The following is a 19,987-nucleotide window of genomic DNA, read 5'->3' as shown; positions in this document are numbered from 1 at the left end:
CGGCGGAGCCACCGGGCAGAGCATCGGGCGGTTTCGGCGCACCCACCCACGGCGCCTCACACCGAGACGTCGTCCGCGCGCGCCTCCACGGCCACCGCGAGCACGACGCCGTCGGGACCGTCGAGGTCCCATCCGCGCCAACGCCGTTCGCGCGCACCCGCCTCGCCGTCGTCCCCCGCCTCAGCCCTGTCGGACGAGGGCGACCGCACCCGAGCCGACCACCGCGCACCGTTCAGGGTCACCTCCACGCACCGCGGATCCACGCCGAGTGCCCGGCCGTCCGCCTTGAGGACGGCCTCCACCCGCGCCCACGCCCGGGCCTGCTCGCCCCCAGTCGCACGGTGCTCCGCCTCCGCCCGCGTAGCGCTCGTCTCGAGGCCAGCCGGCCGGTCGGACACCACGAGGGGAAGAACCCGCTCCAAGCCGGCCGCGTTCCCGGGCACCGCATCCACACCGACGCTCTCGTGCCCCGATGCCGTGGCCACGACGGCCCAACCACCGGCGTACGACACCGAGGCCGCGGCATCCGCCCCCTCCACGCGCACGCGGCCGTGGTCCGCACCGCACGCGGGGCAGCGCGACGTGAACCGCGCCCCCGGCAGCAGCTCGGCGAGCAGTGCACGCGAGACGTCCCGGCGCTTCGAGCCCGCGGGAACCTCGCGCCACGCGACACGGATGCCGGCGGGAAGCGTCACACCTTCGGCTCGTGCGTCTCGATGGCCACGATGCCGGCACCGGGATGCTCGACCGGAATGTGCACGACCGAGAACGCGGCGGGCTCGAGCGCCGAAGCACTGCCCAGGTAGGAACCGCCCATGGTCCCGGTCGCGAGCGCGAGCTCGTGCAGGATGTCGGGGAGCACCGGCCGATGGCTCGACACGACCACCGGTTTGCGGGCGCGCACCCGCTCGCCGATGAGGGTGCGCGAGTCGGCGCGTCCCTCTTCCCACGCGTCCTGACTGACCGCGTCGGTCAGGTGGATGCGCTGGCCCAGGGCCTGGGCGAGGGGTGTCGCCGTACGAATGCATCGCTCCGCAGGGCTGGAGTACACCCGCCGCACGCCGAACGCGAGCAGGGGTCCGACGATCGCCTCGGCTTGGCGGCGACCGCGCGGGGTCAGCGGCCGCACGCTGTCGGAGCCGTCCCATTCCTCACGCGCGCGTGCTCTCGCGTGGCGCAGCACCACGATCGGGAAGGTCGGCAGGGCCCCCTCGTCGACGATCCGCGCGAACTCGTCGAGGATTTCGATGTCGACGGGATAGGAGAGGTTCTTGCGCGCCTTCTTCAGGCTCACCCACTCGATCGCCGCGACCTCTTTGTTGGGGACGAACGTCGAGCTGCGCACGGCGGCGTCCGTCGCCTCCGCCGCCCAGTAGTGCACGATCTTGGTGCGTGAGCTCGGCATCCGGTATCTCGAGACGCCCACGGGCACCCCGAGCGAGACCCGGATGCCGGTCTCCTCGCGGATCTCGCGCACGGCGGTCTCGGCGAGCGTTTCGCCGGGGTCGACCTTTCCCTTGGGGAGGGTGAGGTCCCGGTACTTCGTCCGGTGGATGAGCAGAACGCGGAGCTTGCCCTCCACGAAGCGCCACACGACGCCGCCGGCCGCGTAGACGGCCGTCTCGGGTTCGGCCTTCGTCACCGCGCCGTCCGGGCCCGGCGCTTGCGCTGCACGAGCGCCATGGTGTGCTCCTGCAGATCGATGAGAGGCGCACCGGACTCGTCGACGCTGTGCCGCGTCCACTCTCCCTCTGAGCCGAGGTGCCACGAGCTCGTGCCGTCGTCCATCGCGAGGGTGAACAGCGTCGTGAGCTCTTGCACCTGAGCCGGGTCGACCACGCGCACGAGCGCCTCGACGCGGCGGTCGAGGTTGCGGTGCATCATGTCGGCGCTTCCGATGAAGACCTGCGGGTCGCCGTCGTTCTCGAAGGTGAAAATGCGCGAATGCTCGAGGTAGCGACCGAGGATCGATCGCACCGTGATGTTCTCGCTCATTCCGGGGACGCCCGGCTTGATCGAACAGATTCCGCGCACCCATACCTCGACGGGAACACCGGCCTGGCTCGCGCGGTACAGCGCGTCGATGATCTCCTCGTCGACCATCGAGTTGACCTTGATCCGCACGCCGGAGGGCTTGCCCTCGAGCGCGTTGCGACGCTCCTTGTCGATGTGACGCAGCAGCCCCTTGCGCAGGTGCAGGGGAGCCACGAGAAGACGCTTGAACTTCTTCTCGATCGCGTAGCCGCTGAGCTCGTTGAACAGGCGCGTGAGGTCGCGGCCCACCTGGTCGTCGACGGTGAACAGCCCGAAGTCCTCGTAGATGCGGCTCGTCTTGGGGTTGTAGTTGCCCGTGCCGACATGGCTGTAGTGGCGCAGGCGACCCTCTTCCTCGCGGATAACGAGCGCGAGCTTGCAGTGGGTCTTGAGCCCCACCAGACCGTAAACGACGTGGACGCCGGCCTTCTCGAGCTTGCGGGCCCAGACGATGTTGTTGGCCTCGTCGAAGCGCGCCTTGACCTCGACGAGCGCGAGGACCTGTTTGCCGGCCTCGGCGGCGTCGATGAGCGCCTGCACGATGGGGCTGTCGCCCGACGTGCGGTACAGCGTCTGCTTGATGGCGAGCACGTGCGGGTCGCGGGCGGCCTGCTCGAGGAAGGCCTGCACGCTCGTCGCGAACGACTCGTACGGGTGGTGCACGAGCACGTCGCCCTTGCGGATCGCACCGAACAGGTCGGCGCGTCCGTTCTGCTCGGGCGGCTGGAAGGCCAGCGCCGTCTTGGGCACGTGCGGCGGGTAACGCAGGTCGGGGCGGTCGATGCGCGACAGGTCGAACAGACCGCGCAGGTCGAGGGAGCCCGGCAGCCGGTAGACCTCCTGCTCGGTGATGTCGAGTTCGCTCAGCAGCAGCGAACGCGTGACGTCGTCCATGTCCTCGGTGATCTCGAGGCGGATGGGGGGACCGAAACGACGACGCAGGAGCTCGGCCTCGAGCGCCTGGATGAGGTTCTCGGTCTCGTCCTCCTCGATCGTCATGTCCTCGTTGCGCGTCAGACGGAACGCGTGGTGGTCGAGGACCTCCATCCCCGGGAACAGATCGCCCAGGTGGTTCGAGATGAGTTCCTCGAGCGGCAGGTAGCGCACGCCGGGTCCGTCCCCGCCGATCTCGACGAAGCGCGGGAGCATCGGTGGCACTTTGAGACGCGCGAACTCCTGGCGGCCGGTGCGAGCGTTGCGGATGCGGATCGCGAGGTTGAGCGAGAGCCCCGAGATGTAGGGGAACGGGTGCGCCGGGTCGACGGCGAGCGGCATGAGCACCGGGAAGACGTTCCGCTGGAAGTACTCGGTCAGGCGCGCGGCGGTGTCCTCGTCGAGCGACCCCCACGACACGACCTCGATGCCGGCTTCGGCGAGGGCGGGACGCACCTTCTCGGTCCACGCGGCGGCGTGACGCAGTTGCAGGCGGTGGGCCTCGGCCGAGATGTCGGCGAGCACGTCGAGCGGGGCGCGGCCCACGTTGGTGGGAACGGCGAGCCCCGTGACGATGCGGCGCTTGAGGCCCGCCACCCGCACCATGAAGAACTCGTCGAGGTTGCTGGCGAAGATGGCGAGGAAGTTCGCCCGCTCCAGGACCGGGACCGTGGGGTCCTCGGCGAGCTCGAGCACACGCTGATTGAACGACAGCCAGCTGATCTCACGGTCGAGGTAGCGGTGGTCGGGCAACTGGTCGTCTTCGGCCTCTACGGCCTCGTCGAAGTCGTCGTCGTCGCCGAGGCCGGCATCGAGCGAGTCGTGTTCCATCATTCCCACATCATTGCAGGGGTCGGTGACACGGGGGTGAACACGCGGTGCGTGCGACCTTATGCGGAGGGGGATGCCGCGGCGGGGGCGTCGTCTTCGTAGACGTTGAACCGGTAGCCGACGTTGCGCACGGTGCCGATGAGCTGCTCGAGATCGCCGAGCTTGGCGCGGAGGCGTCGAACGTGCACGTCGACCGTGCGCGTGCCGCCGAAGTAGTCGTAGCCCCAGACCTCGCTGAGCAACTGCTCGCGGGTGAACACGCGCGACGGGTGCGTGGCGAAGAAGTGCAGGAGCTGGAACTCCTTGTAGGTGAGGTCGAGGGGCTTACCGTGCACCTTGGCCGAGTACGACGACTCGTCGATCGTGATGCCGGAGGTCTGGATACGCGTCGACACCTGGTCAGCGGCCCGTCGCCCCATGGCGAGGCGGATGCGCGCGTCGATCTCGGCGGGACCGGCACCGACGAGGACGACGTCGTCGATGCCCCAGTCCGTGGAGACGGCGGTGAGACCGCCCTCGGTCACGATGAGCACCAGGGGCGCCTCGACGCCGGTGGTCGTGAGGATCTTGCTGAGCGACTTGGCCCCGACCAGGTCGAAGCGGGCGTCGACGAAGATGACGTCGGCACTGGGGGCGTTCACCAGCTGCGCGGCCTCGGCGGGTATTTGCCGCACCCGGTGGCTCAGCAGTTCGAGCGCAGGCAGAGCAGCCCCGCCGCCCGGGGCGGAGCTGAGTACAAGAAGCTGAGCCAAGAGGACCTCCCGTGCGGCGTGCCGCGCACCCGATCATCTTAGGGCGACGCGCGGAGCCGCTCGACACCGGCGCTGCGCGTGCGCGCCGAGGGGGTCGTGAGTGATGATGGGGTCATGTCCACGCCTGACCTCGCGCCGCGTCGCACATTCGGCGGCATCGTCGCCGTGTGGGTGCTGGCCGCGGTGGCCGGAGTGCTCATCGGCCTGTTCGCTCCGGAGCACTGGCGCGCCCAGTGGATCACCGTCGCTCTGGGGGGCTGCATCATCGTGGCGTTCGCCGTGCAGCTCTGGTACGGCCGCTCGCAGGCCTTCATCCAGCGCATGGCGTTGAGCAGCCTCGGGGCGATGGTGGTGCTGGGCATCATCACGGCCGGGTTCGGACTCGCGGCGCTGGTGTCGGGCTAGGATTGGGCTATGGACCTTTTCGCGCTCGAAGCGTTCTTCGTGGGACTTCTCGGCCTCGCCTCGCTGGCGATCGCCTTCGTGTCCGGAACGGTCATCTGGAACCTCTACCGCGGCCAGCGCTGAGCGCGTCGTGATCGAGATCCCGACCGATCTTCCGGCCGACCTCGTCCCGCTCTCGTGGCTGGTGGGCGTCTGGGAGGGCACCGGCGTCATCGACTACGAGGTCGATGGCCGATCCTTCTCGGGCGAGTTCGCCCACCGCGTCAGCTTCAGCCATGACGGCGGGGGATTCCTCAACTACTCCGCCGATGCGTGGCTGATCGAGGGCGACGGGCGGCGCCCCCTCGTCTCCGAGATCGGCTACTGGCGTCTCGCACGACCCGTCGGCGACGCCGACGCCGGCCCCGGGCTCCTCCCCGCGACGGCCGAGCCCGTCACCCGCACGGCCGACGACGTCGAAGCCCTGCGCAACGCCCAGGGCGGCTTCGACATCGAGGTGAGCCTGGCGCACGCCGATGGCATCCTGGAGCTCTATGTCGGGCAGGTGAAGGGGCCGCGCATCGATCTCGCGACCGATGCCGTCGTCCGTACCGCCGGTGCGAAGACCTACACGGCGGCTACCCGCCTGTACGGGCTCGTCGACAACCACCTTCTCTGGGCGTGGGACATCGCGGCCCTCGGTCGCGAGCTGGGCTCGCACGCCTCGGCTCGACTGGCCCGGGCAGAGTGACCATGTCATCCCTCTCCGCCGTCCCCGGTGCGGTGATCGACGATCGCGGGCTGCGCCACGTCGGCTCTCCCGTGGCGGAGCAGCGCCGCTTGGCATCCGGATCCGCTCTCGCGCCCCTCGGCGACCGCCGCGTCATCACGGTCTCGGGTGAGGACCGCCTCAGCTGGCTCGACTCGCTGTCGTCGCAGGCCCTCACGCACCTCGCGCCCGGCGTCTCGACCGAGTTCCTCATCCTCGACCCCCAGGGACGCGTCGAGCACGCCGCCTCGGTGGTCGACGACGGTGAGACCGCGTGGCTTCTCGTCGACGCGTCGGATGCCGCGGCCCTCGCCGCGTGGCTGACGCGTATGCGCTTCCGCCTGCGCGTGGTGGTCGCCGACCGCTCCGACGACCTTTTCGTGCTCGGCGGAACGCGCGAGGCAGTGGGGGTCCTCTCGTCCGTCGCGCCGGTGTGGGTCGACCCGTGGCCGGACGTCTCGCCGGGTGGGTGGGCCTACGCCCGCGTCGACCCGCACCCGGGTGCCGACCGCGACTGGGCCGAGGCGATCGTGGATGCCGCGGAGTTCGAGCGAGTGATCGCGTCGGCCGTGAGCGGAGAGACGGCCTTGGCCGGTCTCGACGCGGTCGAAGCCCTGCGTATCGCGGCGTGGCGTCCTCGCGTGGCCGTCGACGCCGATGAGCGACTGCTCCCGCACGAGATGGACTGGCTCCGCACGGCGGTGCACCTGTCGAAGGGCTGCTACCGCGGCCAGGAGACGGTGGCGAAGGTCCACAACCTCGGTCACCCTCCGCGCCGCGTCGTGGCCCTCCAGCTCGACGGCAGCGACAACGTCCTCCCCGTCCGCGGAGACGCCGTACGCGCGGGCGATACCGTGATCGGCGCCATCACCTCGGTGGCCGTCCACCACGAAGAGGGGCCGATCGCCCTCGCCCTCGTCAAGCGCACCGCTCCCGAGGGTGAGCCGCTCATCGTCGACACCGCCGACGGACCGCTGGCCGCGGCGGCCGAGACCGTCGTTCCCGCCGACGCGGGCGCCACAGCCGCCGTTCCCCGTCTGCCGCGCCTCGGGCGCCGCCGCGCCGCGGAATGACCCCCGACGACTCCTCGACGACCGTCGGGGTCGTCGTCGCCGGTCCGCGCTGGCGCTCCACCGTCGGGCGCCGGGTCAACCGCGTGCGCGAGTCGCTGCCGGCGATCGCGCAGATCGTCGTCGCCGCGACCGCGGCGTACGCTTTCGCGCACTTCGTGCTGGGGCACTCGGTCCCTCTGCTCGCGGCGACGGTCACGGTGTCGAGCCTCGGGCTGGTGCGCGACGCGCGCCCGTGGCGGGTCGCCGAGACGGTCATGGGCATGCTCGTCGGTATCCTCATCGCCGAGGTCGTCCTGCTCGTCGCCGGGGCCGGATGGTGGCAGATCGCGCTCGCGATGACGGTGACCCTCGTCGTGGCCCGGTTCCTGTCGCCCCAGCCGGGCTTCGCGCTCGCGGCGGTCGTCCAGTCGCTCATCGCCCTGGTGCTGGTGTCGGGTGTGCCGTTCCTGCGCCTCGTGGACGGGGCGATCGGCGGCGTCGCCGCGCTCATCGTGACCGCGCTGATCCCGCGCACCCTCCGCCGCACCGAGCTGCGCGACGCCGACGAGCTGTTCGACGCGCTGGATGCCGCCATGGACACCATCGTGCGGGCGCTGCGCAGGGGCGATCGCGCACGCGCCGAGCGCGGTCTGGAGCGCGCGCGTTCGCTGCAGACCTACGTCGACGCGTGGAGCGGGTCGCTCGAGTCGGGCCGCGAGGTCGCGCGCATCTCGCCGTTCCTGCGCCGCCAGCGCACCGAGCTCGATCGCCACGAACGCGTCCGCGGCGCCCTCGACCTCACCACGCGCAACCTTCGCGTGGTCGCCCGGCGCGCCGCCTACCTGTGCGCGGACGGCGAGAGCCGACCCGTCCCCGCCGATCTGCTGGCCGAGCTTGCCCGGGGCGCGGGCCTCGTCCGCGACAGCCTCGACGACATCTCGCTCGAGCCCGTCGCCCGAGAAGCCGTCGGAGCAGTCGCGCGACGACTCGATCCCGCGGTTCTGCTGCCCGAGGGGCGCGTGGGCGAGCTCAATCTCGTCGCGGCCCTGCGTCCGCTGGCGGTCGACCTGCTCGTCGCGGCCGGGATGCCCTCCGCCGACGCCCGGGCGCTCCTTCCGCGCGTCTGACGCTCAGCTCGGAGCGACTGCCTCCCACGCCACGCCCACTTCGCCGAGCCGCCACCTCTCGCGGCGCAGCAGGGGCCACCCCGCGTCGGCCAGGGCGAGCATCGCCGTGCGCCACCGGTGGACCGGCCCGAACGGGGCGACCGCCGCGGCTCGGGCCCATTCGCGATCGAGCGAGGTCACGAACTCATGCACGCGTTCCCCCTCGACGTTGCGGTGGATCAGGGCCTTCGGCAGGCGCTCGGCGGCGATCGCGGGGGAGTCGAGCTCGGCGAGACGCAGCGAGATGGTGAGACTGCGGGCCACGGCATCCGCTCCCACCTCCGCCCAGGTCGCGACGCGGCCGATCTCGTCGCAGGTTCCCTCGACCAGGAGGCCGTCGGGCTGCAGCCGCGCGCACATGCGACCCCAGGCGTCCGCGACGTCGCCCTCGTCGTATTGGCGGAGCACGTTCATGGCTCGGATGATCGCGGGGCGACGAGATGTCGGCAGGGGGACTTCGAAGCCCCCGCGTGCGAAAGACACGCCCTCGACCCCGGCGGACTGTTCGCGGGCCCGAGCGACGCGGTCGGGGTCGATCTCGAGGCCGAGGACCTCGGCGTCCGGTCTCTGGCTGCGAAGCCGGGCGAGGAGCTCGAGGGGAGTCACCGCACTCGCTCCGAAGCCGAGGTCGACCACGAGCGGGTCGTCGGCACGACGAAGGACCGGGTGCCGAGCGATCCAGCGGTCGATACGACGAAGGCGATTGACCCCGGTCGTGCCGCGGGTGGGACGGCCGACGGGGGAGGGGGTCACTCGAACATCTTGTCAGGCCGTCCAGCCCCGGCCCGCGGCCCTCACCTCGATAGCATGGAGTCATGCCTCACACGCTGATCCTCCTCCGCCACGGGCAGAGCGAGTGGAACAAGACCAACCAGTTCACCGGCTGGGTCGACGTGCGACTCACCGACCAGGGCAAGGCCGAGGCGAAGCGCGGCGGCGAGCTGCTCGCCGAGTCCGGTGTCCTTCCCGACGTGCTGCACACCTCGGTGCTCAGCCGCGCGATCCAGACGGCCAACATCGCCCTCGATGCCGCCGATCGCCTCTGGATCCCGGTCAAGCGGTCGTGGCGCCTCAATGAGCGTCATTACGGCGCTCTGCAGGGCAAGGACAAGGCGCAGACCCTCGAGGAGTTCGGTAACGAGCAGTTCATGCTCTGGCGTCGTTCGTTCGACGTTCCGCCGCCGGCCCTGCCCGCCGACGACCAGTACAGCCAGGTCGGCGACCCCCGTTACGACGGGATCGACGGCGAGGTGCCCGACACCGAGTCCCTGAAGATCGTCATCGACCGCATGCTGCCCTACTGGCACAGCGACATCGTCCCCGACCTGCAGGCAGGCAAGACCGTGCTCGTCACGGCGCACGGCAACTCGCTGCGCGGTCTCGTGAAGCATCTCGAGGGCATCAGCGACGCCGACATCGCCGAGCTGAACATCCCGACCGGCATCCCGCTGGTCTACCGCCTCGACGACGACCTCAAGCCCCTCGGCCCGGGCGAGTACCTCGACCCCGAGGCCGCGGCCGCCGGCGCCGCCGCCGTCGCCGCCCAGGGCAACAAGCACTGACGTCGAACAGAAAGAGGGGGTGGATGCCGGTCGGCATCCACCCCCTCTTCTCGCGTTCCGCGGTCAGATGACCGGGCTCGGTTCGTGGGTCGATTCGTCGTCGGCGCCGGCCCAGTCACCGGTCGCGAGGTAGATGACCTTCTTGGCGACGGACACCGCGTGGTCGGCGAAGCGCTCGTGGTAACGGCTGGCCAGGGTCGCGTCGACCGTCGCCGTCGCCTCACCCTTCCAGGAGTCGCCGAGCACCTTCTCGAAGACGCTGACGTGCAGTTCGTCGATGTCGTCGTCGGCGTCGCGGATGGCTTCGGCGAGCCGAAGGTCCTGCGTGCGCAGCAGCTCGGCGAGCTTGCGCGATACCTCGACGTCGAGCTCGCCCATGCGGGTGAAGGTGCTCTTCAATCCCTTGGGGATCGCGCGCTCGGGGAAGCGCGAGCGCGCGAGCTGTGCGATGTGCTCGGCCATGTCGCCCATGCGCTCGAGTGAGGCGCTCACCCGGAGCGCGGTGACGACGATACGCAGGTCGCGCGCCACGGGCTGTTGGCGGGCGAGGATCTCGATCGCGAGCTCGTCGAGTTCGAAGGCCTTCTCGTCGATGATGGCATCGGCTTCGATGACCTCTTCGGCGAGGGAGACGTCGCTGGTGCCGAACGCGCGGGTGGCGCGGTCGATCGCAACGGTCACGAGGTCGGCGATCTCGACCAGTCGGCTCTGAACGTCCTCGAGGGACTGGTGGAATACTTCGCGCATGGGCGGGTACCTTCCTCGTCGGCGGCACGGCACATAGGTGTCCCGCAACCCTGGGGGATTCTTCCCAGCGAAGGTTAACGAGTGGTGCTGTGACAGTGAATAGTAGCCTCTGCTGCGGCTCTCACGGGGGTGAACGGCCGGTGACGCTCAAGGGGCGCCTCTACTGTGGAGGCATGCAACAACCGCAGCTCGTGCTGCTCGCGCTTCTGGCTGGACTCCTCGTCGGAGCGGCGGTCGTCGGCCTCGTGGTCGCGGCACTGCGTGCCCGTGACCGCTCTCTCGCGCAGACCTCCGCCGAGGTGCCCGAGGGCGTGGAGGCCATGCTGGGGGCGATGGACGACCCCGCTTTCGTGTGCGACACCTCGTCGACGGTGCTGGCGCTCTCGCCGGCCGCCGAGGTCTTCGGCGTCCAGGCCGGCGAGGTGATCGCGAGCGAAGAACTCAAGCGTGTGGCTCGCGTGGCGCGCGACACCGGCTCGGGCATCGCCGAGAACCTGCGCTTGCGGCGCGGCGCCGCTCCCGCCGAGCCGCGGCTGGTCGCCGTGCGCGCCACTCCCATCTCGGGTCGTCTGACCCTCGTCGTACTGCGCGACATCACCGAGCACGAGCGCGTGGAGGAGATGCGTCGCGATTTCGTGGCGAACACGAGCCATGAGCTCAAGACACCCGTGGGTGCGGTGAGTCTGCTCGCCGAGGCGATCGAGTCGGCGGCCGACGATCCCGCTCAGGTGCGGCACTTCGCGTCGCGGCTCCAGGCCGAGGTCACGCGATTGGCGGCCCTGGTCAATCGCATCCTGAGCCTTTCACGTCTGCAGGCCTCAGACGAGTTGCGCGACGTGCGCGACGTATCGATCGACGAGGTCGTCACCGCCGCGGTCGAGGGGTACGCCATCCAGGCGGATGCCGCCCAGGTCACGGTCGTCCGCGGAGGCACCAAGGGGCTGTGGGTGCGCGGCGAGCCGCAGATCCTCACCGAGGCCGTCGGCAACCTCGTGGCCAATGCCATCGCGTACTCCCCGCAGGGCTCGAAGGTCGGAATCGGCGTGAAGCTCGACGCCACCGTGGTCGAGATCGCGGTGACCGACCGCGGTATCGGCATCCCCGAGAGCGATCAGCACCGCGTCTTCGAGAGGTTCTACCGCGCCGACCAGGCTCGCTCGCGTCGAACCGGCGGAACCGGGCTCGGCCTCTCGATCGTCAAGCATGCCGTCCAGCGCCACGGGGGCGAGGTGCGGCTCTGGTCGCGTCCCGACCGCGGCTCGACATTCACCATCCGACTTCCGATGTCGGAGGCTCCCGATCTGGAGAGCGTCCGCCCCAAACCCCGCCGCAAGGGCCGCAAGGGCTCCGCGACGACCCCCGTACCCGCGAAGGGAGACACCGCATGACCCGCGTTCTGATCGTCGAGGACGAACCCGATCTGGCCGACCCGCTGGCCTACCTTTTGCGACGGGAGGGCTACGAGGTCGAGATCGCCGAAGACGGCGCCCTCGCCCTGGTCGCTTTCCGCGATCGCGGTGCCGACATCGTCCTGCTGGACCTCATGCTTCCCGGGATGCCCGGGACCGAGGTCTGCCGCCAGGTGCGACTGAGCTCCCAGGTTCCGATCATCATGCTCACGGCCAAGGACTCCGAGGTCGATATCGTCGTCGGTCTCGAACTCGGCGCGGACGATTACGTCACCAAGCCGTACTCGACCCGCGAGCTGTTGGCGCGGATGCGGGCTGTGCTGCGCCGCCGCGCACCGGAGGAGGCCGACCTCGACGACCGCATCCTCTCCGGCGGGCGCGTGGTGCTCGACATCGACCGGCATACTGTCGCCGTCGACGGGGGAGAGATCAACATCCCCCTCAAGGAGTTCGAACTCCTCGAGGTGCTGATGCGCAACGCCGGTCGCGTGCTCACCCGCGGACAGCTCATCGATCGCGTCTGGGGAACGGACTACTTCGGCGACACCAAGACGCTCGATGTGCACATCAAGCGCATCCGCTCGCGCATCGAGCAGAACCCGAGCGAGCCGAGCATGCTCGTCACCGTGCGAGGCCTGGGCTACCGGTTCGAAGCCTGACGGTCGCGGGAACGACGAAGGCGCCGACGGAGAACCGTCGGCGCCTTCGTCGTGTGTTCAGGACGCGGGAGTCGCGCTGGGCGTCGGCGACGGCGTGGCCGGGAACGAGGTCGACGCCTCGGGGCTCGGCGCGAGAGGGGCGAGGTACTCGAGCGCCCCGTCGAGGACGGGCACCTGGATGAGAGCACCCTGTCCGTTGCCGGACTGGAAGTACACGGGAACCGTCGAGCCGGGGGCCGCGTCGATGTCGTCGAGGCGGAGCGGCTCGACACCGTTGGCCAGATCGCCGAGGCTCAGGGTTCGGTTGGCCGGCACCGTCACCGAGGCGGGGACGGCGGTCGCGCCCTCGCCGACCTCGAGCTTCAGTGTGAGCACGTCGGTGGTGTCGTTGACGATGGCGGCGACGAAGTTGCCGGTGGTGCCGTCTTCGTCGGCGACGATCATCGCATTGCGGATGTGCAGCGGACCGGAGTCGGCGGGCACGTTCACACCGTCGGACGCGGAGTAATCGATGGTGGTCGCCTGCGGGGCGAGGATGTTGCATCCCGTCGTACCGAGTACGACAGCTGCACCCACGGCGATGGACGCGATCAGGCGCGTTTTCACGGATCCTCCAAGATCGACAGACGGCATCCAGATCATCCTACGGGGTCAGCGGTACCGGGCTGCTCGCACGCGCACGAGGGGAGGGGTCTGCGGGGAGGGCGGAACCTTAGCGCATGCGGGCCTGTGGTATCCTGGATGTTGCCGAAAGGACATAACTCCATGCTTTTTGAGGTTGGCGAGACCGTCGTTTACCCGCACCATGGCGCGGCCACGATCATCGAGGTCAAGGAACGCGTTATCAAGGGCGAGACGAAGAAATACCTGAAGCTCAACGTCACCCAGGGAGACCTCGTCATCGAGGTCCCGGCTGACAACGTCGACCTTGTCGGCGTTCGTGACGTGATCGGCAAAGAGGGTCTCGACCGTGTCTTCGAGGTGCTCCGCGCACCCTTCACCGAGGAGCCGACCAACTGGTCGCGTCGCTACAAAGCGAACCTCGAGAAGCTCGCTTCGGGCGATGTGATCAAGGTCAGCGAGGTCGTTCGCGACCTCTGGCGCCGCGATCAGGACCGCGGCCTGTCCGCCGGCGAGAAGCGCATGCTGGCGAAGGCGCGCCAGATCCTGGTGTCCGAGCTCGCTCTCGCCGAGAAGACCGACGAAGACCGCGCGAGCGTCGTGCTCGACGAGGTCCTCGCGTCCTGATCCCGCTCGGTGCGTCGCCCGTTCGTGGCGGCGCGCTAGCGTGAACGGGTGACTCTCACCCCCGTCCCGCGTCTCGCGGTCATCGTCGTCGCCGCCGGCTCCGGTACCCGTTTGCAGGGTGGTGCGCCGAAGGCGTTCGTCGGCATCGACGAGAGGTCGATTCTGCATCACGCTCTACGCGGGGTGTTCGCCGCGACGTCTGCGCAGGTCGTCATCGTCGTGCCGCGGGGGTACGAGGGCGAAGCGCTGGCCGATGCGCGGGATGCCGCGGGAGACCGCGCCGACCTCGTCACCGTCGTGGTGGGCGGGGCGACTCGGCAGGAGTCGGTCGCCGCGGGGCTCGGCGCGCTGTGGGGCGATGTAGAGATCGTGCTCGTGCACGACGCCGCGCGTGCGCTGACGCCGCCCGCGGTCTTCGACCGCGTGGTCCAGGCCGTCGAGGCCGGAGCCGCTGCCGTCATCCCGGTCCTCCCCGTCGTCGACACCATCAAGCGCGTCGACGCGGAAGGTCGCGTGATCGGCCCCGTCGATCGCACGGAGCTCGCGGCGGCTCAGACACCGCAGGGATTCGCTCGATCGGTTCTCGAGGCGGCTCTGGCCGAGGTCGACTCCGATCACACCGACGACGCGGCCGCGGTCGCGGCAGCGGGGCACCCCGTCGTCACGGTCGAGGGAGACGCGGTGGCGTTCAAGATCACGACCGGCCCCGACCTCGACCGCGCTCGTGCCCTTCTCGAGACGGGCCCCGCGGCATCCGTCGTCCCCCCGTCGACCCACTCGGCGCCGCGCGTGGGCATCGGCACCGACGTGCACGGCTTCGGGGGAGAGGGCACGCTGTGGCTCGCGGGTCTGGAGTGGCCGGGCGAAGAGGCGCTGTCGGGACACTCCGACGGTGACGCCGTGGCGCACGCGATCGTCGACGCGCTTCTGGCCGCGGCCGGTCTCGGCGACATCGGCACGCACTTCGGCACCGACCGGCCCGAGTTCGCCGGTGCTCACGCGTCGGCGTTCCTCGCCCACACGGCCGGACTCCTGTCGGCGGCCGGGTGGCGCATCGGGAACGTCTCCGTGCAGGTGCAGGCGAACCGCCCGCGTTTCGCGTCCCGTCGCGTCGAGGCGGAGCGGGCGCTGTCGGCGGCCCTCGGCGGTGCGGCGGTGTCGGTAAGTGCCACGACAACCGACGGACTCGGCTTCACCGGGCGCTCCGAGGGGGTCGCCGCTTTCGCGACGGCCCTCATCGTGCCGGCTTAGAGCTCGCGGGTCATGAAGGTCGACAGCGGGTCGGGCTGGTACGGCGCGAACGCGGGGCACTCCACGAAACCCTCGCTCGCGTAGAGACGACGAGCGGGCAGGAAGTCGTCGGTACTCCCCGTCTCGAGCCAGAGACTCCTGATGCCGCGCTCGCGCGCATCGTCCATGATGTGCCGCAGGATCGCGCGGCCGATGCCTTGGCCGAGGAAGTCCTCGGCGACCCGCATCGACTTCAGCTCGGCGCGATCGAGGTCCAGGTCTTTGCACGCGCCGATGCCGGCGAGCTCGTCGTCGACCCAGGCGGACCAGACCGTGACGCCGTCCGCGGTGAGCCGGTCCACGTCGAGGGCGTGCACGCTCTCGACGGGTGTGTTCTCGAGCATGCCGGCGAGGTGTGCGGCGACGAGAGCGCGCGTGGCGTCTCCGGACAGGTCATCGGGGCGAATCACAAGGGGCACCCCCGCACATTAGCGGCGCTATGTTTCGCTCAGGGGTCGTGAGGGGGCGGCCGGTAGGCTGGGCCGGTGACTGTTCGGCTGTACGACACGAAGGCGCAGGGACTGCGCGACTTCGTCCCCCTCGACCCCTCGAACGTCACGGTCTACGTCTGCGGGCCCACCGTGCAGTCGGGCCCGCACATCGGCCACGTGCGTGCGGCCCTGGCCTTCGACCTGCTTCGCCGGTGGCTCGAACGCCGCTACGGCCGAGTCACGTTCGTGCGCAACGTCACCGACATCGACGACAAGGTCCTCGCCAACGCGACCGAAGTCGAGCCGTGGTGGGCTCTCGCCTACCGCATGGAGCTGGAGTTCTCGCGGGCGTACGAGGCCGTCGGCATCCTTCCCCCCACCTACGAACCCCGCGCGACGGCATCGGTGACGCAGATGCAAGAGCTCATCGCCGAGCTCATCGAGCGCGGCCACGCCTACGCTGCCGCCGGCGACGTCTACTTCGATGTGCGCTCGTGGCCCGCGTACGGCGAGCTCACCCGTCAGAGCCTGGATGCCATGGAGCCGGCGTCCGACGCCGATCCCCGGGGCAAGCGCGACCCTCGCGATTTCGCCCTGTGGAAGAGCGCGAAATCCGATGAGCCGGCATCCGCGACCTGGAACTCTCCCTGGGGCGCGGGACGGCCCGGCTGGCACATCGAGTGCTCGGCGATGTCGCGCCGCTATCTCGGGCCCGAGTTCGACATCCACGGCGGCGGTCTCGACCTGCGCTTCCCGCACCACGAGAACGAGATCGCGCAGTCGACGGCAGCCGGGGACTCCTTCGCGCGCTACTGGATGCACAACGGCCTCGTCACCGTCGACGGGCAGAAGATGTCCAAGTCGCTCGGCAACTTCACCCTGGCCGCCGACGTGCTCGCCGCTCACGACCCGCTCGTGGTGCGCTACGCCCTCGCCGCCGCGCACTACCGCTCGAACCTCGACCTGAGCGAGGCGTCCTGGACCGAGGCCGAGACGGCCCTCGGCCGGATCCGGACCTTCCTCGACCGGGCAGAGCGTCTCGTGCAGCCGGGGTGGACCGAGGCGACGGAAGGGCTCCCGACGGAGTTCGTCGAGGCCATGGACGACGATCTCTCCGTACCCCGCGCGCTCGCCGCGATCCACACGAGCATCCGATCGGGGAAATGCGATGCTCGACGCCGGCAAGTACGATGAGGCGAAGCAGGACGTCATGGATGTCATGCAGATGACGCTCGTCCTGGGGATCAACCCCCACTCTTCTCAGTGGGGTGACACCGGCGGGGGAGCGCAGACCGCCGCTCTGGACGCCCTCGTCCAGACGATGATCACGCAGCGTGCGCAAGCGCGCGCGGACAAGGATTGGGCGGCCGCGGATCGCATTCGAGACGCGATCGCCGCCGCAGGAATCACGCTGGAGGACACTCCGGCCGGAACGCATTGGAGTATCGATGGCTAAGCCTGGACGCCCGGGAGCACGCAACCCCGGCAAGAAGAAGGGGCCCCTCAAGGGCACCGGCGGCCACGTCCGCAAGGCACTCGAAGGGCGCGGACCCACCCCGAAGGCCGAAGACCGCGCCTGGCACCCCGCGGGCAAACGCAAAGCCGCCCAGGAGCGCTACGCCGCCGCCGGTGGCAAGGCGAAGCCGGGCGTGCGCGCGGTGGGGAGCAACCCGAATCGCAAGAGCCCGAAGGCGGCCGACGACACCGAGACGGTCACCGGTCGCAACTCCGTGCTCGAGGCGCTGCGGGCCAAGATTCCCGCCACGGCGATGTACGTCGCCCAGCGCATCGAGATGGACGACCGCGTCAAAGAGATGCTGTCGATGGCGACCAACCGCGGCATCCCGGTGCTCGAGGTGACGCGTCCCGAACTCGACCGTATGGCCGGCTTCGACGGCGTGCACCAGGGCGTCGCGCTCAAGGTGCCCCCGTACGCCTACGCGCACCCCCAGGACCTGCTCGAGCAGATCGTCGACCGCGGTCAGGTTCCACTGCTCGTCGCGCTCGACGGTGTCACCGACCCTCGCAACCTCGGAGCGATCATCCGTTCCACCGGCGCGTTCGGCGGTCAGGGCCTGATCATCCCGCAGCGTCGATCGGCGAGCGTCAACTCCGCCGCCTGGAAGACCAGCGCCGGGGCCGCCGCGCGTATCCCGGTCGCGCTCGCTGCCAACCTCACGGCCACGCTCAAGGAGTTCAAGAAGCAGGGCGTGTTCGTGCTCGGCCTCGACGGCGACGGTGACGTGTCCCTGCCCGCCCTCGAGCTCGCCGATCGTCCCGTCGTGATCGTCGTCGGTTCCGAGGGCAAGGGCCTGTCGCGCCTGGTCACCGAGACGTGCGACCAGGTCGTGTCGATCCCCATCTCCGCCGCAACCGAGTCGCTGAACGCCGGCATCGCGGCATCCGTCGCCCTGTACCAGGTGTCGACGCTCCGCGGCACCGTCTGATCCACCGAGAGGAACGCTCATGCCCCGCATCGCCGTCATCGGAGGCACCGGTTACGCCGGCAGCCACATCGTGACCGAGGCCGTCCGCCGCGGTCACACGGTCGTCTCGATCGCCCGCTCGGTTCCCACCGAGCGCATCGAGGGTGCGACCTACCTCGAGGGCACCGTCCTCGACGTCCCCGGTCTCGTCGCCCAGCTCGAGGGCGTCGACGTCGTGGTGTCGGCCGCCGCTCCCCGCGGTGACATGGAGGGCAAGCTCCGCCCCGCGATCGCCGAGCTCGTCACCGCGCTCCCCGAGAACGTCCGCGTGGGCGTCATCGGCGGCGCCGGCGGTTCGCTCGTCGCCGAGGGCGGCCCGCGCCTGATCGACACCGACGGGTTCGCCGAGGAGTACAAGCCCGAGGCGCGCGAAGCGATCGGCATCCTCGAGGATCTCCAGGCCGACGACACCGGGCGCGACTGGTTCTACGTGCACCCGGCCGGCGGCTTCGGCTCGTGGGCGCCGGGCGAGCGCACCGGCTCGTACCGCGACGGCGGCGACGTGCTGGTGGTCGACGGCGAGGGCAACTCGTTCATCGGCGGCGCCGACTTCGCCATCGCCGTCCTCGACGAGATCGAGAACCCGAAGCACACGCGCGGGCGCTTCACCGTGGGGTACTGAGCCCACGACGCACCGAGGCCGTGGCATCCTGGATCGACTCCGGATGCCACGGCGCTCGTCGTTTCGTGGGGTGCGGTGCTCGCGCCGCTGCGCTCGTCCGCGCGTCCTCTCCGCCGCGAGGACACGCGATCTGGACGAGATGACACGATTTCGCGTGTGATCTCGGCGAGATCGCGTGATTTCGCGATCGTGCCGCGAACACGGGACTGGTGCGGACGGACGGCTCGGCGGCGGCGTCAGACCAGGTCTCGCCAGTCGACCGAGTCGGTGTCGGTCGTGGGCACCTCGCCGGTGGCGGGGGCATCGGCGTCGGAAATCGTCGGCAGCGACATCGTGTCGGTGGGCGGGCCCATGACCGTCGCCTCGTCGCGGCGGTGGCGCAGGACGTCGTCGATGTAGGAGCTCACGACCTCGGCGAGCGGCACGGACCGGCCGCGAGCCTGCGACATGTACCAGCGGTGCTCGAGAACCTGGTGGAACACCTCGGCGGGCTCGAGCTTGGCTCGCAGATCCCACGGGATCGCCATGACGATGGGTTCGAACACACGGGTCAGCCACTCGTGCGCGACCATCTCTTCGTCGGCGCCGAGACGTGAGACGCGCGCGCGGAACTCGTCGAGGTCGTTGAGCAGACGGCGGGCCTGGTTCTCTTCGACGTCGAGCCCGGTCAGGCGCAGCAGACGGCGCTGGTGGTGACCGGCATCGACGACCTTGGGCTGGATCGACACCTTCGTGCCGTCGCTCGCCGTGCGGATCGACATCTCACCGATGTCGAAGCCGAGGGCGTTGAGACGGTGCACGCGCTCGGTGATGCGCCACGACTCGTCGACGGCGAAGGACTCCCTGTCGGTGAGGGCACCCCACAGCGAGTGGTACGACGACACCAGTCCGTCGGCGATGGCCACGGCATCCACTCCGCCCTCGAGGCGACCGCCGGCCTCGAGGTCCATGATCTCGCCGGCGATGTTGATGCGGGCGATGTCGAGGTCGTGCGCGCGCTGACCGGGCGTCAGGCGGTTGCCGTGCAGCTCGCCCGTCTCGGCGTCGACGAGATAGGCCGCGAACTCGCCCGCATCGCGGCGGAACAGCGTGTTCGACAGCGATACGTCACCCCAGTAGAAGCCGACGTTGTGCAGGCGTACGAGCAGCACCGCGAGAGCGTCCACGAGACGCGTCGCGGTGTGCGGGCGCAGCACCTGCGTGAACAGCGCGCGGTAGGGGAGCGAGAAGCGCAGGTGCGAGGTGACGAGGGCGGCGGGAAGGGGACGGCCCGAGGCGTCGGTGCGCCCGGCGATCACGGCGACACGGTCGACGCAGGGGGCATCGAGGCGGTCGAGATTGCCGAGCATGTCGTACTCGCGCCGGGCCATCTCTTCGGTGGTCTCTTTGATGGCGACGACGCGACCGGAGAGGTTGGCGAAGCGCACGAGGTGCCGCGAGATGCCCTTGGGAAGTGCCACGATGTGGCTGCTGGGCCAGTCGGCGAGAGCGGTCGACCAGGGCAGCTGCAACAGGCCCGGGTCGACGGTGCTCGCCGTGATGCTGAGGGATTCGGACACGGGAACCTCCGGGAAAACAGTGCGGCGCGCCCCCGACCCGACGGATCGGGATC

20 protein-coding genes and 1 pseudogene are annotated in these 19,987 nt (G+C 70.0%); 12 read left to right on the top strand and 9 right to left on the bottom strand.

The window, feature by feature from the left end; genetic code table 11:
• Positions 1–56 precede the first annotated feature (56 nt).
• The 4 genes from QE416_RS00365 to QE416_RS00350 are packed head-to-tail and all read right to left on the bottom strand — an operon-like array spanning position 57 to position 4,550.
• Positions 57–695 carry a hypothetical protein gene (locus tag QE416_RS00365; protein ID WP_307312753.1) on the bottom strand — a complete coding sequence of 213 codons (639 nt, stop codon included), beginning with the start codon at positions 693–695 and terminating at the stop codon, positions 57–59.
• Positions 692–1,642, bottom strand: coding sequence for an NUDIX domain-containing protein (locus QE416_RS00360; RefSeq protein ID WP_307312751.1), 951 nt, complete (start codon positions 1,640–1,642; stop codon positions 692–694). Before QE416_RS00360 ends, QE416_RS00365 begins: the two co-directional genes overlap by 4 nt.
• The gene (locus QE416_RS00355; RefSeq protein WP_307312749.1) at positions 1,639–3,801 is read right to left on the bottom strand and encodes an RNA degradosome polyphosphate kinase; all 2,163 of its coding nucleotides are present in this window, start codon (positions 3,799–3,801) and stop codon (positions 1,639–1,641) included. Before QE416_RS00355 ends, QE416_RS00360 begins: the two co-directional genes overlap by 4 nt.
• A gap of 56 nt (positions 3,802–3,857) precedes the next feature.
• Complete coding sequence (locus QE416_RS00350) at positions 3,858–4,550, bottom strand: winged helix-turn-helix domain-containing protein (protein ID WP_056229289.1); 693 nt, start codon at positions 4,548–4,550, stop codon at positions 3,858–3,860.
• 114 nt (positions 4,551–4,664) lie between these two features.
• Here QE416_RS00350 and QE416_RS00345 point away from each other — a divergent pair, with 114 nt between their 5' ends.
• The 4 genes from QE416_RS00345 to QE416_RS00330 all read left to right on the top strand — a co-directional run bounded on the left by QE416_RS00345 (position 4,665) and on the right by QE416_RS00330 (position 7,882).
• Positions 4,665–4,955 carry a hypothetical protein gene (locus QE416_RS00345; protein ID WP_267787632.1) on the top strand — a complete coding sequence of 97 codons (291 nt, stop codon included), beginning with the start codon at positions 4,665–4,667 and terminating at the stop codon, positions 4,953–4,955.
• 130 nt (positions 4,956–5,085) lie between these two features.
• Positions 5,086–5,685: an FABP family protein gene (locus QE416_RS00340; RefSeq protein WP_210073736.1), complete on the top strand. Its 600-nt coding sequence runs from the start codon at positions 5,086–5,088 to the stop codon at positions 5,683–5,685.
• A gap of 2 nt (positions 5,686–5,687) precedes the next feature.
• A complete protein-coding gene (locus QE416_RS00335) occupies positions 5,688–6,776 on the top strand; it encodes a folate-binding protein YgfZ (protein ID WP_307312748.1) in 1,089 nt (362 codons plus the stop codon).
• Positions 6,773–7,882, top strand: a complete 1,110-nt coding sequence (locus tag QE416_RS00330) for an aromatic acid exporter family protein (protein ID WP_210073738.1) — start codon at positions 6,773–6,775, stop codon at positions 7,880–7,882. The genes QE416_RS00335 and QE416_RS00330 overlap by 4 nt, the downstream gene beginning before the upstream one ends.
• A 3-nt stretch (positions 7,883–7,885) precedes the next feature.
• Here QE416_RS00330 and QE416_RS00325 read toward each other — a convergent pair whose 3' ends face one another.
• A complete protein-coding gene (locus QE416_RS00325; RefSeq protein ID WP_307312747.1) occupies positions 7,886–8,674 on the bottom strand; it encodes a class I SAM-dependent methyltransferase in 789 nt (262 codons plus the stop codon).
• Positions 8,675–8,736: 62 nt separating this feature from the next.
• On the opposite strand from QE416_RS00325, the gene QE416_RS00320 reads away from it, so the two are divergent.
• On the top strand, positions 8,737–9,483 hold the full coding sequence (locus tag QE416_RS00320; protein WP_210073741.1) for a phosphoglyceromutase: 747 nt from the start codon (positions 8,737–8,739) through the stop codon (positions 9,481–9,483).
• 63 nt (positions 9,484–9,546) lie between these two features.
• Here the strand turns inward: QE416_RS00320 and phoU are convergent, their stop codons facing one another.
• Positions 9,547–10,230 carry a phosphate signaling complex protein PhoU gene (gene phoU, locus QE416_RS00315; RefSeq protein WP_210073743.1) on the bottom strand — a complete coding sequence of 228 codons (684 nt, stop codon included), beginning with the start codon at positions 10,228–10,230 and terminating at the stop codon, positions 9,547–9,549.
• Positions 10,231–10,403: 173 nt separating this feature from the next.
• On the opposite strand from phoU, the gene QE416_RS00310 reads away from it, so the two are divergent.
• The gene (locus QE416_RS00310; protein ID WP_307312746.1) at positions 10,404–11,618 is read left to right on the top strand and encodes a cell wall metabolism sensor histidine kinase WalK; all 1,215 of its coding nucleotides are present in this window, start codon (positions 10,404–10,406) and stop codon (positions 11,616–11,618) included.
• A complete protein-coding gene (locus tag QE416_RS00305; protein WP_210073747.1) occupies positions 11,615–12,298 on the top strand; it encodes a response regulator transcription factor in 684 nt (227 codons plus the stop codon). Before QE416_RS00310 ends, QE416_RS00305 begins: the two co-directional genes overlap by 4 nt.
• Positions 12,299–12,355: 57 nt before the next feature.
• Here the strand turns inward: QE416_RS00305 and QE416_RS00300 are convergent, their stop codons facing one another.
• Positions 12,356–12,904 carry a DNA modification methylase gene (locus tag QE416_RS00300; RefSeq protein WP_307312745.1) on the bottom strand — a complete coding sequence of 183 codons (549 nt, stop codon included), beginning with the start codon at positions 12,902–12,904 and terminating at the stop codon, positions 12,356–12,358.
• Positions 12,905–13,063: 159 nt separating this feature from the next.
• On the opposite strand from QE416_RS00300, the gene QE416_RS00295 reads away from it, so the two are divergent.
• Together QE416_RS00295 and ispD are read left to right on the top strand one after the other, a co-directional pair.
• A complete protein-coding gene (locus QE416_RS00295) occupies positions 13,064–13,546 on the top strand; it encodes a CarD family transcriptional regulator (protein WP_056229249.1) in 483 nt (160 codons plus the stop codon).
• A 48-nt stretch (positions 13,547–13,594) separates the two neighbouring features.
• On the top strand, positions 13,595–14,797 hold the full coding sequence (gene ispD, locus QE416_RS00290) for a 2-C-methyl-D-erythritol 4-phosphate cytidylyltransferase (RefSeq protein ID WP_307312744.1): 1,203 nt from the start codon (positions 13,595–13,597) through the stop codon (positions 14,795–14,797).
• On the opposite strand, the gene QE416_RS00285 is transcribed toward ispD, so the two are convergent.
• On the bottom strand, positions 14,794–15,255 hold the full coding sequence (locus QE416_RS00285) for a GNAT family N-acetyltransferase (RefSeq protein WP_307312743.1): 462 nt from the start codon (positions 15,253–15,255) through the stop codon (positions 14,794–14,796). The genes ispD and QE416_RS00285 overlap by 4 nt on opposite strands.
• Positions 15,256–15,321: 66 nt before the next feature.
• On the opposite strand from QE416_RS00285, the pseudogene cysS reads away from it, so the two are divergent.
• From cysS to QE416_RS00270, 3 genes and pseudogenes are all read left to right on the top strand, one after another.
• A pseudogene (gene cysS / locus QE416_RS00280) lies at positions 15,322–16,723 on the top strand (cysteine--tRNA ligase).
• Entirely contained in the window at positions 16,716–17,714 is a 999-nt protein-coding gene (gene rlmB, locus QE416_RS00275; protein WP_267787625.1) for a 23S rRNA (guanosine(2251)-2'-O)-methyltransferase RlmB, read from the top strand. Before cysS ends, rlmB begins: the two are co-directional and overlap by 8 nt.
• Before the next feature lie 19 nt (positions 17,715–17,733).
• Positions 17,734–18,375 (top strand): NAD(P)-dependent oxidoreductase, encoded by a 642-nt coding sequence (locus QE416_RS00270; RefSeq protein ID WP_307312742.1) that lies wholly within the window; start codon positions 17,734–17,736, stop codon positions 18,373–18,375.
• 236 nt (positions 18,376–18,611) lie between these two features.
• On the opposite strand, the gene QE416_RS00265 is transcribed toward QE416_RS00270, so the two are convergent.
• Positions 18,612–19,934 (bottom strand): DUF4032 domain-containing protein, encoded by a 1,323-nt coding sequence (locus QE416_RS00265; protein ID WP_210073757.1) that lies wholly within the window; start codon positions 19,932–19,934, stop codon positions 18,612–18,614.
• Between the last annotated feature and the right edge of the window lie 53 nt (positions 19,935–19,987).

It is taken from the genome of Microbacterium sp. SORGH_AS_0421 (genome assembly GCF_030818635.1).
Classification (GTDB): Bacteria; Actinomycetota; Actinomycetes; order Actinomycetales; family Microbacteriaceae; genus Microbacterium.
This window is presented reverse-complemented; position numbering and strand designations above follow the sequence as displayed.

Coding starts and splice junctions, on each gene's coding strand:
- phoU (WP_210073743.1), bottom strand. CDS start 10,230: ATGCGCGAAGTATTCCACCAGTCCCTCGAGGACGTTCAGAGCCGACTG.
- QE416_RS00320 (WP_210073741.1), top strand. CDS start 8,737: ATGCCTCACACGCTGATCCTCCTCCGCCACGGGCAGAGCGAGTGGAAC.
- QE416_RS00295 (WP_056229249.1), top strand. CDS start 13,064: ATGCTTTTTGAGGTTGGCGAGACCGTCGTTTACCCGCACCATGGCGCG.
- rlmB (WP_267787625.1), top strand. CDS start 16,716: ATGGCTAAGCCTGGACGCCCGGGAGCACGCAACCCCGGCAAGAAGAAG.
- QE416_RS00345 (WP_267787632.1), top strand. CDS start 4,665: ATGTCCACGCCTGACCTCGCGCCGCGTCGCACATTCGGCGGCATCGTC.
- QE416_RS00355 (WP_307312749.1), bottom strand. CDS start 3,801: ATGATGGAACACGACTCGCTCGATGCCGGCCTCGGCGACGACGACGAC.
- QE416_RS00330 (WP_210073738.1), top strand. CDS start 6,773: ATGACCCCCGACGACTCCTCGACGACCGTCGGGGTCGTCGTCGCCGGT.
- QE416_RS00310 (WP_307312746.1), top strand. CDS start 10,404: ATGCAACAACCGCAGCTCGTGCTGCTCGCGCTTCTGGCTGGACTCCTC.
- QE416_RS00305 (WP_210073747.1), top strand. CDS start 11,615: ATGACCCGCGTTCTGATCGTCGAGGACGAACCCGATCTGGCCGACCCG.
- QE416_RS00270 (WP_307312742.1), top strand. CDS start 17,734: ATGCCCCGCATCGCCGTCATCGGAGGCACCGGTTACGCCGGCAGCCAC.
- QE416_RS00335 (WP_307312748.1), top strand. CDS start 5,688: ATGTCATCCCTCTCCGCCGTCCCCGGTGCGGTGATCGACGATCGCGGG.